This window comes from uncultured Campylobacter sp. (assembly GCF_937997535.1).
GTDB lineage: Bacteria > Campylobacterota > Campylobacteria > Campylobacterales > Campylobacteraceae > Campylobacter_B.
Genome location: NZ_CALKTT010000036.1, coordinates 19,010 through 33,829 on the forward strand (window position 1 = coordinate 19,010; position 14,820 = coordinate 33,829).

At 42.7% G+C, this 14,820-nt stretch carries 10 protein-coding genes; 6 read left to right on the forward strand and 4 right to left on the reverse strand.

Translation table 11 applies throughout. From position 1 onward, the window contains the following. Positions 1–236: 236 nt before the first annotated feature. Positions 237–1,298, reverse strand: coding sequence for a YedE family putative selenium transporter (gene yedE / locus Q0117_RS03450; RefSeq protein WP_297922566.1), 1,062 nt, complete (start codon positions 1,296–1,298; stop codon positions 237–239). Between the two features lie 486 nt (positions 1,299–1,784). On the opposite strand from yedE, the gene Q0117_RS03455 reads away from it, so the two are divergent. Continuing rightward, positions 1,785–3,875 carry a TonB-dependent receptor gene (locus Q0117_RS03455; protein WP_297922569.1) on the forward strand — a complete coding sequence of 697 codons (2,091 nt, stop codon included), beginning with the start codon at positions 1,785–1,787 and terminating at the stop codon, positions 3,873–3,875. Positions 3,876–4,095: 220 nt separating this feature from the next. On the opposite strand, the gene Q0117_RS03460 is transcribed toward Q0117_RS03455, so the two are convergent. From Q0117_RS03460 to trpB, 3 genes are read right to left on the reverse strand one after another with little or no spacing between them, the layout of a single operon-like run. After that, complete coding sequence (locus tag Q0117_RS03460; protein ID WP_297922572.1) at positions 4,096–5,238, reverse strand: hypothetical protein; 1,143 nt, start codon at positions 5,236–5,238, stop codon at positions 4,096–4,098. A gap of 10 nt (positions 5,239–5,248) precedes the next feature. After that, positions 5,249–5,995, reverse strand: coding sequence for a tryptophan synthase subunit alpha (trpA, locus tag Q0117_RS03465; RefSeq protein ID WP_297922575.1), 747 nt, complete (start codon positions 5,993–5,995; stop codon positions 5,249–5,251). Continuing rightward, on the reverse strand, positions 5,988–7,169 hold the full coding sequence (gene trpB, locus Q0117_RS03470) for a tryptophan synthase subunit beta (protein ID WP_297922578.1): 1,182 nt from the start codon (positions 7,167–7,169) through the stop codon (positions 5,988–5,990). The genes trpA and trpB overlap by 8 nt, the downstream gene beginning before the upstream one ends. Before the next feature lie 2,753 nt (positions 7,170–9,922). Here trpB and Q0117_RS03475 point away from each other — a divergent pair. The 5 genes from Q0117_RS03475 to Q0117_RS03495 all read left to right on the forward strand — a co-directional run. After that, complete coding sequence (locus tag Q0117_RS03475) at positions 9,923–11,752, forward strand: TolC family protein (RefSeq protein WP_297922581.1); 1,830 nt, start codon at positions 9,923–9,925, stop codon at positions 11,750–11,752. Between the two features lie 441 nt (positions 11,753–12,193). Beyond that, positions 12,194–12,676 (forward strand): hypothetical protein, encoded by a 483-nt coding sequence (locus Q0117_RS03480; RefSeq protein WP_297922584.1) that lies wholly within the window; start codon positions 12,194–12,196, stop codon positions 12,674–12,676. 16 nt (positions 12,677–12,692) lie between these two features. Next, on the forward strand, positions 12,693–12,899 hold the full coding sequence (locus tag Q0117_RS03485) for a hypothetical protein (protein ID WP_297922586.1): 207 nt from the start codon (positions 12,693–12,695) through the stop codon (positions 12,897–12,899). Between the two features lie 16 nt (positions 12,900–12,915). Then, positions 12,916–13,359 carry a hypothetical protein gene (locus tag Q0117_RS03490; RefSeq protein WP_297922589.1) on the forward strand — a complete coding sequence of 148 codons (444 nt, stop codon included), beginning with the start codon at positions 12,916–12,918 and terminating at the stop codon, positions 13,357–13,359. 2 nt (positions 13,360–13,361) lie between these two features. Beyond that, positions 13,362–14,820 (forward strand): hypothetical protein (locus tag Q0117_RS03495; protein WP_297922592.1); only part of this gene is annotated, 1,459 nt, incomplete at its 3' end.

The following is a 14,820-nucleotide window of genomic DNA, read 5'->3' on the forward strand; positions in this document are numbered from 1 at the left end:
AAAGGCGCGGCTCTTAAAAATTAATCGTAATATTTCTTGGACGGAATCTATTTTATCATTTGCTTTATCGCGTTATGAATATGGCTATAAATTCTTAAATTCCATCTTCAGCTGCTTGCGCCAGTCTTGCAGCGAGCGCTCCGCTCCGACAGCGTATTTCTTTATAAGTACGCCGCCAAAGCTTGACTAGATACGCCGCCTCTGTATAGATTGATCTCTGAGATTAAATATCAGCCTTAAGCGCCGCGTCTTTGAAAAATCCCCACGTAAAGCGCGAAAACAAAACCGATCGCAACCGCGTAAGGAGCGAACTCGGTGATGCCTTTAGCCGAGCTTGCGAGCAAGAAATTGTGCGCGACCGCAGCGCCCGCCGCCATGCCGATGACGAATATGCCCGAGCTTAAATTTCCCGTACCGGCCTGCACCAGATGCTTACCGGGGCAGCCCTCGCTGAGGCTGAAGCAAAGTCCTGCGAGCACCATACCCAAGAAATTCCAAACGAAATCGTTATGAGCGATAGGCTGGCCGTCAAAGCCGAGCTTGTATTGTCCAAACGCGATATTTGCGATGCTCGCAAACACGATGACGCTTAGCACGCCCCAAAACATCGAGAAATCGCCGCTGAAAATTTTGCCGAACGCGCCGACGCTGCAAAATTTGCTCTTGTGCATCACCGCGCCCACGATAATGCCCGCAGCCAGCGAGATGCCTACCGCTGCGTGTTGCGCGCCGGGGCCTTTAGCGGAGATAAAAAGCGCGCCGCCCTCGCCCGTTTTGAGTCCGAAAACCAAAGCTGCGAGTAGCGCTGCGCCCAGTATCACGGGCAAAATTCCGATCGGGCCGCTAAGTCTTGCCTCTTTGCTCGCCTCATAGCCGCGCTTTTTAAGCAAAAACCCAATGAGTACGCCGCAGATCAGACCCGCCAATCCGGCTAGCGCAGTCAAATCGCCGCCGCCTAGGCGCAAAAACGCGCGCCACGGACATCCTAAAAATACAAGGCAGCCAATCATCGCGAAAATCCCTAGGAAAAATTTTGCAAACGGCGAGCTGCCCGTAACCGGCGCGAACTCGCGCGTCCAAAGCACGCTTGCCAAAAAGCCGCCGAACACGAGCCCTATGATCTCCGGGCGGATGTATTGCACCACGGCGGCTCGGTGAAAGCCCAGCGCGCCGGTGGTGTCGCGCAAAAAGCAAGCGACGCAAACGCCCATATTGCCCGGGTTTCCAAAATGCACCAGCGTCGCACCCAGCACGCCTAGCACGGCGCCTGCAATGATGTACCATTTAACGTTATTCATGAAAAAATCCTGAAATAATCTAGATCGACCGATCTCTTAGGCGCGATTTTATCCTTTGTAAAATAAAAAGCAAATAAATTCCGATCTAAATTTATGAAAAGCGAAAGATTTAAATCACGAGGGCAGCCGATAAATTTAGACGCAAGTAAATCGCGGACGTTTAAATTTAGACTCTTTGCTGCGATAGAAGTGCCAAATTTAGCAACCTGAGCGTGGCGTAGACGAATCGAAACGAAAAGCCAAGGCGCAGAGGCGGTCAGACGAAACACGATACAAGCGGATACAAAGGGAGCGGGGTCGAGGGGCAGAAGCGGCGCGATAAAGTACAAACATGACGCCGCCAAAACGCGAAAACGGCTTAGACGGAGCACAATACTTGTCGCCAATAAAAAACAAATTTCAAATGTTTTTGAAATTAAATTTCAACCTTATTTAAGTATGTAGATATATAATAATGTATTTCAATTTTATTTTAAAGGTCGGGGCATGAAAAAGCGAATTTTATTGGTGCCGCTTGCAATAGGCGCGATAGGCGGAGCGAATGCGGCCGAAAACAACGCCACGAAGTCGCAGGATCTGGGTCAAATCGTCGTGCAAGCGACGGTAAGTGCGGTCGATAACCTAAAATACGCGGGCTCGGCCGGAATTTTAACCCCCAAGGATATGAAAGCCAAAACCAACGTGATCGATTCGATTATGCAGATACCGGGCGTTGACGGCAGCATGGATATGGGACGTCAGATCGGCAGGCAGTTTCAGATCCGCGGATTCGGATATCAAAGCGACGAGCGCGTCATCATCAAGCAAGACGGCGTGCGCAGAAGCGCGGGGATGTACTCGAATATGATCTCATCCTTCCGCACCGATAGCGACATTTTAAAGCGCGTCGAGGTCATAAAGGGCGCCTCGTCCGTGCTTCACGGCTCGGGCGCGATCGGCGGTATCGTAAATATGCAGACAAAAAGCGCGAGCGATTATCTAAGCGAGGGTAAAAGCGTAGGTTTGATGCTAGGACAGAGGCTTGAATCAAACAATATGCATAGCACGCGCGGCGCGGTCTATGGCAAGGGCGAGGAAATTCCGATTGATGTTTTACTCTACGGCAAGCGCGCAAGCTACGGCAACGTTAAGTTCGCAGACGGCGGCACGCACTACGCCCCGGACTACGACAAGAGCTTTAATAACGAGCATATCGATACCGGATTTTTTAAGATCGGCGCGAATTTGGAAGATCACCGCATAAGCTTCAGCGCCTTTGATTACGACGAAAATTTACACACGATGTGGCAGACACTATGGCAAAATGATGCAGATCTCTTCGTAAGCGGAAATTTAAGCCAGAGAGATTACGTTTTTGATTGGAGCTTTACGCCGCAAAGCCCGCTAGTGGATATGTCTTTTAAGGCCTACAAAAGCAGAGCCGAGTATAAACGCGGCTATATCGACGGCGCAGATACCGGCAGCTACGCGAACAAAGACGATCGTAAGGGACTAGAGATTAAAAATATCTCGGAATTCGACACGGGCTTTTTAAATCATAGCTTCGCTTTCGGCGGCGATTACGAAAATAGGCAAGAGGATGCGATCTTTATCCAAAATGGAGCGTTAAGAGATTTCGCCTCCTTTCCGAACGAATACAATAGCTACGGGCTTTTCGCGCAGGATTTGATCCGCTTGCACGATGATTTAGAGCTTACCTTAGGCGGTAGATACGATAGATTCGATCGCGACATCAAAGGCAGATCGGCTAAATTTAAAGATTCGAGATTTTCTCCGCGCGCGGCGATTGCCTATACGCTCTTTGATAAATTTACGCTTTTAGCGGGATACAGCGAGAGTTTCCGTGCGCCTACTCCGCACGAAACATCGCAAGCAGGGCCTATCAACCGAATGTATTATTACATCCCAAATCCCGATCTAAAGCCCGAGACCGTGAAAGAGTACGAGGTCGGATTTAGCTTTAAACAGGATGAAATTTTTACGGACGATCACTTCAATATGAAATTTATCTATTTTAACGGCAATATCAAAGATATGATTGACGTTAAGCCGCTACCGCATCTGGGCGTGCCGCCGGGCGGCTTTTCGCAACAATACGGGCAGTATCAAAATATCGATCAAGCCAAAAGGCATGGTTTTGAGCTAAGCTCAAACTACCAAACGCAGGACTTTGATTTCGGCGCGAGCTTCGAGCGACTTAGAATTTACAATAAAAAGACGCACGAAAATATCAATAACCACGCCAAAAAACTAAGCGCGAACATAGATTATTCGCTGCTGCAAGATTTGAGTCTAGGATTTCAGGTGAGCCACTATTTCAAACCTCACTCCAAACCCGCTTCATATTTTGCACGCGGGAGGGAGTATTTTTATGTAGATAAGTCCTTTACGATCGCTAATTTTAGAGGAAGTTACAAGATCAAAAACGGCATTATTCCGGCCCTTGACGGCGCGGACGTAAGCTTTGGCGTAAATAATATTTTCGATCGGCATTATATCAACGCAAACCGTACGCGCGATACTGTAGCGGTGGGCGCTGGACGAAATTTCTACGTCGATTTGGAAGTAAGATTTTAGATTAAATTTTTGCGGCGAGGGCGCGGGTTAAATTTTAAAACTTACCCAGCCTTCGCCCCTCTTTCTTTATTAAATTTAAACCTCATCGCGACCTTTTGGCGATGAGGCTTAAATGTAGCATAAATTTCTAGCGCTATAAAATTCCGTAATTTTTAAAATTTAACAAACTGCAAAATTTTATGGGTCGCAAAGCCCGCAAGTTGCGAAATTCCAGGCCTCATCAATCAATAGCGTTGGAGCTTTTTAACACCACTAGATGTTTTTTGCCCGCGAAGCTTAGCACTACGGCAGCATTATTTTCGTCGATCTCGCGCACAAGCTCTACTCGCACGTCGCTAGGTCTTGCGGTATCCGAGCTAAGCAGCTCATTTTCTAAAATGCTTCTAAATGCCGAAACCTTGGGCTCTTTTGCATCCGATCTTTCTTTTGCTCCCTCGCGAAATTCCATCGTACCACTCTCGGCAGAGCTTACTTTAAGCGGCGAAATTTTATCCGCTGCTCTTATATTCTCAGCGCTCTCATAGTTTTCGTCCGCCTCCGTAGCTTCCGAACGCTCGGCACGCGCAACTTCATCGTAAAATTTATCGTGTGCACTCTCTTCGCTCGCGTTCTCGCCTCTTAAAAAATCTGCACCATCTACGCTTTTTGAGTCGTTAGAATTTTTTAAATTTAAAGCGGAGGCTTCATCTTTCTTCGCAAACTCCTGCGCATCAGAATAATTTGGGTTCTTTGATCCGCTCTGATTTTTAAAAGAGGAGTTGTTTAAAATTTTATCGATGCCCGCCCCGTCCACGTCAGTGCCATCCATACTAGCGTCATCTTCAAAAACCCGCCATGTCTCGTCGATACTTTTTTGCGGCTTGTGCGATAAAAATTTTCGCACGCCTACGAAAGCCGCAGCCGCAAGCAGTAACGCTACGATTATCGGCATCACGGAAACCCCGCTGCTACCGTCTTGCGCCGTCTCATTCGCCTCACTTTTGACGCTCATCTTGCTCTGATCGAAAGCGGGGTTTTTTACGCGCAAAATGAGCTTTAAATTGCCGTCTTGAGTAAGAGCATCAACCGATAGATCGGCTCCGGTAGGGAAATTGATCTCGATATCCTTGCCCTTAGGCGCTATCGTAAAGCTTTTTAAGACCTTTTGATTGGTGCGCATTTCGTTAAATTTCTCATCGCCGCCAAGCCCTTTTAAAATAAGGCTCATCGACTGCCCGTCGACGCGGCGCACGATGTCGGGCTTGTATGCGGAGTCAAACGCCAAGGCGATGTCGACGCTGTCGTCGTGGTTGAAAAGATCGTATTGCATCAGATTGGCGCCGAGGCAAAAATTTGCGATTAAAATCAAAAATATCTTTTTCATGCTCTTTCCGTTAGTTAAAAAGTTCGGCGATCTTATTTTGCAGCTCGCGCCCGCCGTAGTTCGCGCACAAATTTACGATCGCAGTGCCAATGATAGCGCCGTCTGCGTATTCTTTGGTGGCGCGAACATCGCTAGAATTGCGAATGCCAAAGCCGATCGCTACGGGCAGATCGCTCATTTTTTTAAGATCTGCGACCATATTTTTTAGGCGCGAGATCGGAGTTTGCTTGCTTCCGGTCACGCCGATAGCGCCCACGCCGTAGATGAAGCCGCGCGCGCGGCTCAAAACTCGCGCGGCGCGGTGCTCGCTCGTAACACTAATGAGCGGGATGAGCGCGATACCGAACTCCTCGCAAAGCGCGAAAATTTCTTCGTTTTCTTCATACGGCAGATCGGGGATTATTAGTCCGCTGATGCCGTAGCGCGCCGCCTGCACTACAAACTCGCGCGCGCCGTAGGCAAAGATCACGTTGTAATAGACCAAAAACACGAGCGGCTTGCGCGTTTGCACCTCTTTTAAAATTTCAAATACCTTCTCCGCGTTTACGCCGTTTTGCACCGCGGAAAAGCTCGCCTTAAAAATTTCGGGACCGTCCGCGAGTGGATCGGAATACGGGATACCGATCTCAAGCAGATCGATCGCGCTTTCGTCTAAATTTGACAAAAACTCCTTCGTGTGCGCGGGGCTCGGGTAGCCCGCCACGATGTAGCCGATGTTTGCCTTTTTGCCCGCAAAGGCCGCTTTGATCTTATCCATAAATCGTTCCTTTTTTGTAGTTCATCACGGTATCCATATCCTTATCGCCCCTGCCGCTTACGTTTACGACGATCGTTTTTCTGCCTTTTAGCTGCGAACAGAGCTTTTCTAAATACGCTAACGCATGCGCGCTTTCGATCGCGGGGATGATACCTTCGAGCCTGCAGAGCAGTTTAAGTGCCGTGATGCACTCATCGTCGGTTACCGCTTCGTATCGCACGCGACCCGTCTCATGCAGATGCGCGTGCTCTGGACCTACGCCGGGATAATCAAGCCCCGCCGAGATGCTGTGTACGGGCTCGATCATGCCGAATTTATCCTGCAGTACGATCGTTTTCATACCGTGGATGATGCCCGCGCGCCCGTTGGTAATGGTCGCTGCGTGATAAGGGGTTTGTGTGCCCAAGCCGCCCGCTTCGACGCCGATGAGTTGCACGGCGGGATCATCCACGAACGCGCTAAAAATTCCTATCGCATTGCTTCCGCCTCCTACGCAGGCTAGGACGTAATCAGCCTTGACTCCCTTGCTTGCGAGCTGCAATCTGGTCTCGGTACCGATGACGCTTTGAAAATCCCTAACCATCTTAGGATACGGATGTGGCCCGACCACCGAGCCGATGACGTAAAATACGCTCTCAATCTCGTTCACCCACGCCTGAATCGCCGCGGTGGTCGCCTCTTTGAGCGTTTTTAAACCGGTGCCGATTTTGATTAAATTTGCACCCAAAAGCTGCATCCTAAAGGCGTTGAGCTGTTGGCGCGCGGCGTCGGTCTCGCCCATATACACATCGCACTCAAGCCCAAATAGCGCCGCTGCCGTCGCTGTCGCCACGCCGTGCTGGCCTGCGCCGGTTTCTGCGATGACCTTTTTTTTACCCATCTTTTTAGCTAACAGCGCCTGCGCAAGGGCATTGTTGATTTTATGAGCGCCCGTGTGGTTAAGATCCTCGCGCTTTAGATAAATTTCATGCCCATAGTGCTCGCTAAGGCGCGCAGCGTGATATAGCGGCGTCGGACGCCCCGCGTATTCGCGCAGCAAGCAACCCAGCTCATCTTTAAATTCCTTCGTCTGCGCTATGGTGTTGTACGCATCCTCCAACTCCTCAAGCGCAAACATCGCCGTTTCGGGCACGAATTGCCCGCCGAAACTCCCGAAATACGCCTTTTTATTCATCCTATCTCCTCGCATTAAATCGCAAGATTATATAAAATTTCGCGTTAAATTTCGCTTTTTTTGACGACACCTTTTGCGGCGCTATTTTAAAATTTATCGGATATTCAGTCGCAAAAAACGCGCGGCGCAAGATGGTAAACTTTAAAATTTACAATTCAAGGTTTCACGAACTACAAGTAAATTTTATAACGTGATTCTATATGGAATATGAGGGCTTAAATTTGAAAGCAAAATATCTCAAAAAGAGCAATGGTGTCCCCGACATTATCTATACACCCCTCAAAAACTTCCCGAAATACGCGATTACAGAATATCGTTATATAGTTATTCTAGGGACTATATAACAAAATTTGTCGTCTCTTAAGGAAACTTTCAATAATAAGCAAAAATGAGTTAAAAAGCTACGAAGCTCAAGGAATTTAGCTTAAACTTTATGACGGCTTAAGACCAAAACCTTAAGGATGCTGATTCAATACATTTTCGCTCAATGACTTAAACGCATACCTGCAAGATGTTTTCTTTAAGACAAAGAACAAACAACAGATAAAGGCTTAAGGCACTATTTTTGTCCTTATGCGCCGGAGATTATATTAGAAAGATCTTAAAAGCTACTTAGTCGAAATTTATTGATACTCTTTTTGAGCTTTCCTTCTTAGCTAAAAAGTGCCTAAAAGCCCTTAAGCTTCTTTAAAAGCATGAGCAAGCGATGCAATTTCCTACACATTGCCAAGATTTCTAAAATACAGAGGGGATGATTCAAAATTTAAGCAGACAGGTAAAATGTAGCGAAATAAAGGGAGGCAAATCGAGCGCGGCAAGAGTAGCTAGAATAATAAAGAACGCTAAAGTGTTTATTCGCATACCAACAAACACTAAAGCAGCCATCCATCAGATTATGAAGCAAATAAATGGTATAGGAATATCAAAAATCGACGAAAAGACCAAATAGTGAATAAAAGGATAAAGTAGACATTCTAAAAGCTTTATGCACTTATAGCGCTAAAAGCAAGCATCAAAGCTTAATAGTTGCAGCGATTAAAACATTAAAGCACCTTAAAAGTATTTCTAGGCAAAGCTTAAAAAGTAGCGCTTGAAGCAGCCGTGGCATTTGAAGTAGCAATTCAATACATCAAGCACACAAAGTAGTAATAAAGATCAATGATGATAGAAGTATTAATGGAGATAAATCGGGTATATACTGAAAATAGTAGACATAAGTATAACAAGCAAATCAAGTATAGTAAGCATAATAGCAAGTAAATCAAGCATGGCAAGCATCGCAAGAATAATCAAGGAGTAAAGAATGTCCGCACGATCCGCTCGATCGCAAATATATCGAAAGGCAGCAAAAACATTAAAAGAATAAGTAAATCAAGTCTAGCATGAATAATAAAGGAGTGCAAGAATGTGCTCTACTATTCAAATCAGACTAAACACCGGGCAAAACGCTCAATACCCATATATCCGCATACACCAAGATATTCAATAATTGTAAAAAAAGCTAAGAAGCTGGATAAACCATACACGGCAAAGAGCCTATAAATATCAAGCAGAATTTAAACAAAGCGGCATAAATTTAAGCAAGAAACATATAAGCAAATCTTACGAAATCCATATCAAATAACTGAGATATACGCAAAAATCGTCGCATTACAAATACCGGTGCAATACCTCAATGACGATATAGGCAAAATACTACCACCGAAAACCACTGCATTATACATATCAGCATAGTTATAATCAAGAACCAGACTGAGATTAAAAGACGCCGTACTAAATATCAAAGTACTCTAAACCGGACTAAGATTAAAAAACATTATAAGGTGCTATAAATTCTAATAAGTGACGCATAAACAACAATGATGCTTTAACGACGGCAATACTCAAATATACGAACTAGTCTTAAACGATTAAACACCACCCAATAACATTACCCGTTAAAAGTTACACGGGAATTTAAAGTAAAATTTATTAAGATTAATATGCAAGCGGCGAAATCTTGCTCATCAACACATTAAAAAGCTATACCCAAATTTAAAGCCTAATTCAAAAAGCAGAGGAAGCTTTTCGAGGATAAGGACAAGAATATAAAACCGCTCCACGCCACATAGCATTAAAACGCGTCATAATATTTAAAAAGAAGTCATAGAGAGCATTGCAATCACAAAGGGATAATATCTTTTAGGCTTATAGCTTTTATAGTTATGATGATTAAAAAATACGCGGGTATATTTTCAAATTTACGTGTAGCTGTAATATACAAAAAATATAGTCGAAAAAAGAGAACTCCTATAAAGCACGAAAACGTCTCAAATAGGTGCAATAAAGTAAAACGCGACGGAAAGACACATTATAAATATCCGTCAAGAGCCTATCGCCTCTTGACGGATAGCCCCCAGCCATGGGCATTTATAGCTTGCATACGGCACGCTTCATAGCGTAAAATGAGACGAATGGGAAGGCAAATGGGACGACTTATTTATGGAATTTGCTCTATTCGGTCCAAAGCTTCATTGCGCTTTCTACCACTTTCCTTTTGCGCTCTTCGCTCAAATACTTTCTTTAAATTCTTTAAGTACCCTAGAGAGTTTATATATCCCTCTGCCACTTTACGGGTAGAATATACTTTGAAGCGCTTGCCTTAGTCTTTCAATTTTTAAAACGACAAAACCAAAATTTCATCCGCCGTTTTATAAAATTTTAATCCCCTTTCGTATAAAATGTATTAAAATTTTATTTATAAAGAGCCTAATTTGGATAAATTTAAAATAGCTTTCACCGTTTTTGTTTTGATCTTAGGCGCTGACGTGTTAAACGCAGCGGATAAATTTAATCCCGCCGCACCAAAACCAATCCCCGATAGAGCAAATGTGCAAAGATCCACCCCCAATAAAACAAACGTACAAAAACCTACCTCTAATAAAGCATCAGTTCAAAATCAAACTGACATACCAAAATCCTCCCTCGATAAAGCTATCGCACAACAATCCACTCCCAACAAAACGTCCACTCAAAACCAATCAGTAATGCAAAAATCCATGTCCAATAAAATATCGGCACAAAAATCTACTCAAACTCAAAGATCCCTACAAGAGCTAACGTCCGATGAACAAAGTGGGGCCAATAAGCAAACCCTACCAAACTCTCAGAGTGCCTTAGAAAAATATCTCTCCACTCCCGAGACTGGCCCCAAACAAGATAGCTCGCAAAGCGCCTCAAAGAATTCAAATCCTAAAGCCAAAGCCCCTACTAAAATTTATAGACTAGATAGATCAAAAATACGGGATATAAATCAAAAAAGACTAGACGGAGAACTTGATTCAAATTTTAAAGCGGGCCCAAACTCCTTCTCTTTCGACGCTTTATTAGAGCATACTTTAGCTAATTCACCGAGTTTAAATTTAACCAGGCTCGATGTTCAAAGCGCACGCAACGAGCTTGAGTATCAAAAGGCCTCGCGCTATCCCGAACTTGGTATCAATGCCAATAGTGAATACGCCAAACGCTACGGCGCCCGCTACAACTCCGTGCAGATTGGCGACGATAGCCTAGTCTCGCAAAGCGGCTATGGAGATTCCCTCTCTTTAGTACTACGTCAAGATATATTTAAATTCGGCGCAGATGAGTTAGCCATAGAAGCTGCCGAAGAGAATATCAAACAAGCAGATCTTAAAAGATGCTCTGCCTATATGGACGGCTCTATCAAGCTTTTGGAGCTTTACGACGAGGCGCTCGGATATAAAAACAGAATAGAAATTTATGAGCGGTTAAAAGATGCCTACGAGATGCTTTATATCTATGAAAAGAGGCTATCTGGCGCAGGAGAGCTAAGTAAAACAGCTCTGGAAGATCAAGCCATAGCATTAGCCGATACTAGCTATGAGTTATCTCAATTAGAACTAAACGCAAATAATGTTTTAAATAAAATTTACTCGCTTTCGGGAGTTAAAATTCCAAACGTGTTTTATCTTTCGGATCTAGGCGGAGCTAATAGTATCAGCTCAGACTTCGTACCCTTTGAAGATAGCGTAATCGCTAAAGGATTTGATCATGAGCTAGCCGCAAATGAGCTAAGTATGAGATCTCAGGAGAGACTTTATTATCCTACCGTTTCGCTCTACGGCAGATACGATCTTTACGGCAGCGACAGAGATGACTTTAGCCGCGCCGGAAAGGATGTCAAAAGACACGGGTATAGAGCGGGGCTTACGGTGCATATGAGCCTATTTGACGGAGGCAAACGCGCCGCACAGATCAAAGAAAAGCAGATAAATAAAGAAAGAATTTTATCTAAAAAGGAGGAAGCTAGATTAGAATACGAAAAGCAGATCGCAGATCTTAAACTATTTCTATCCAAAAAGGACGAATACGATAAAATCCTATCCAATTCCTCTAAAATTTCAAAAGATATCCTAACTATGCAAAAGAGATTAAATGCCGGCAACGAAAGCTCAAAAATCGATGTTTTAAACTCCCTAATAGCCTCTTTAAAAAAGGAGTTAGCTCTTAAAGAACATACGCAAAAAGCCAGCTTTAATATCAAAAAAGCGGAACTAATGTCTAGATACGGAAGGTGTGAGTAGGCGCTTGGTAGCCAAGTAGATGGTTTCGCGGCTAGCCCAATAGATAGTTTAAGCGGCTATGGCGTTTTAACATAGCGTCTTGTATTTGGCTTTAGGCCTTGTATCTTGCAGTGCTGGGAATAAAATTTTAAAATTTAGAGTAGTAAAGAACCTTGAAATTTGATATGCTAAAGCGGTTTTAAATTTTAAATATACCGTAAGAATAAAAGGGTAAAATGCGGCGAAATTTTTATATGAGTAGGGGATTTGATGAGAGATTGCAATAAAGGGCTGATAGTAGCAAAAAACTCTTTATAACGCAAGCGCTAAAACGGATAAACGCTCTAGCTAAGCAAGCCCTAATAAAACAAATCCTACTTCCTACTATATATTTATGAGCGCATGGGCGAATATAAACATATCGTAAAATCTAAGATTATTAAAATTCTTGAGGAGGAGAGAATGGCGTTTGTAGCGGAATATATTTCTAAAGAGGATATTAAGAAATATGATATTATAAATCGTGTAGATCAGTGCTTGGCAAAATATCATTATGATCCACAGGGGCCTAATGAAATAAAGTGGTTAGACTGGGTAATCGACAGGCAAAGAGATATTTGGCTTATCTTTGTTTGTAGCCCGCATCTACCTGATCCAAGAGACGGATATACCGGAGAGATGATTTGGCTGCTTTATTATAAAGGTAGAGAAATCGAGCTTGATATTAGACGGGTCTATGACGAAACCACAAGTAAAATGCTAGTCGATAATCCGTTTTTTATCAAATATAAGCTAGAAAATATAAATTCTGGTCTTGACGGAATTTCGTTAGATGAGCTCTATAAGGTGCTTAATGAAGCTTTGATAGAATATGGAGAAAGTGGTATACACGGTAGAAAGTTCTTGCCAAAAGATCATGAAGTCGTAACTTTTCTGCACGATTAAATATAAAGGATAAAAAATGACGAGTAAACAAGCCGATCAAATTTTAGCAGATATTGCAGACGGTAAAGATGTGCGCACCAGTAGCGGCGCTAAGGTAACCACTGAAAATTTTGAGAAATTTTTTCTAAACGATATGGTTGGGAGACTAGGCATTAAAAGCGAAGGCGATATCTACGAGCATATAAGCGAATATAAATATGTCGTAGATATAATTAAATATTAAATTTAAGGAGTAGAGAATGGCGTTTGAAAATGCAATCATCACGAAAGAGGATGATGAGAAGTATGGATTGAGCAAAATTTTTTATCAATATAGTCCGTATTATGAAGATCCAACAAAATATTGGGTCGTTGATAGGCAAAGAAAATGTTGGTTTATGTTAATAAAACGTTTTCCGAGCGAAGAATATGATAATGGTTATGGCAGTAAAAAATTATGGAGATTGTATTATAATGGTGATAGTGTAAATATTATTTTGGATTATAAATATGATCAAAAAATAAATGGTAAGCTATTTGAAAGAGTGTGGGTAATATTAGGTTTTGAGGCTATAGAAGTAAAGGTTTTAGAAGATAGCGATATTTTATCGTTGTTGGAGGAAATATTGATTAAATTTCATTTTAAACCATACTGGGAGAGCCAAGATAATTTTACAGTAACATTAATAGATGCTAGGAGATAAAGATGCACACATTAACAATTAAAGAAATAGATGAACTTTTGGATAAAGTACAATCTAAACAAGATATCATAAAAATACTTAATAAATTAAGTGCTGAATCGGAAGGAAAAAAATCTGTTCTTTTCAGCGGTATTGGCGAGAATGAGGAAGATCTAAAAAACGCGATTGAAAAATTTTATAATGACAAAAATTTTAGAATGATAAATAAAACTCAGGCAGCAAAATTTCTAGATATAGACAATGAAAAAAGTGTCAAATTTAGAGAGGCGTTAGAAAGGGTATTTAACACTACTAGAGATCCGAGCTTTGATGTTATAAAAGAATATCGAAAACGCGGCTCTGAGCTCAATAAATTTTTTTACGATGTTGGTAAAAAAGACAGTGGCTTATGGGATATAACCTCTAGGCGCTTTGCCTCCGAAATTAAAGGCGAAATAGTGACTGCAATAGGAAAAGACGCCCAAGTCGAGAGAACATTCTATCAAACCGAGCTTCCCGAACTTCTCAAAAATAAAAACATTACTAAAATCAACGGTATGGACAAAGCAGACTTCGCTTCTAAACTAAATTCCTACGCTACCGATAGAGAAAAACTGAATTTTATAATAAGCGACAGAAAGACAGTGTTGGAAATCACCGGCAAAAGCGATCTATACGAGCTAAATCAAAAAGACTTCGAAACCGCTAGAAAAAATATCAAATATAATGAGATCTTGCATACCAAAACAAAAGGTTTGATCGCCTATCAAAATCAAAAAGCGAGTGGTAATACCGAACATACGATAGGAAATAAAAAGCCTACAGATGCGCCGATAGAGATAGGCAACAACGAAAAGAAGATCGATAAAATCACAAGAGAGATTGTTAATAATGAGAAAATGTCATATGGCGATAAGATCAAAGAGATTACCAAAGTTCTAAAAAATGAGCCGCCGGCTAAAGTTATCGGCACATTAAATAAGATAGGAACTGCAGGCCTCGTATTAAGCGCAGGTTGGGTTTCGTACGAAGCATATAAAGCACTGGAAGAGGGGGATGCGCAGCGAGCTAGCGATCTAATAGGCGAATATTCGGTTTCTCTAGGTGGCGGCTATTTGACCGCAGCAGCAGCTATGGCTTTAATGGGCGGAACGGTAACGGTAGGAAGTTTATTGATAGGTATGGCAGCTATGGCGGCCGGTAGCAAGTTGTTTTCGTATTTATATGAAAATAGAGACGCTCTTTTATATTTTATTGATCCATTTGACGAAAACTGGAAAGGTAGAGATCAGGAATGGCTAGAAGAATTTAAAAATTTTTGGCAAGATCCAAATAGGTGGGAAAATGTAAGCGATACATTGTCATATTTTTTAAATCCATTTGATCCAAATTTTCCACATGTATTACAAGACGCTAAGAATTTCTACATCGGACTTGCCGTTTCTATCTTGGAATTTTTCATCGTCGACCCTCTCGCCCTTG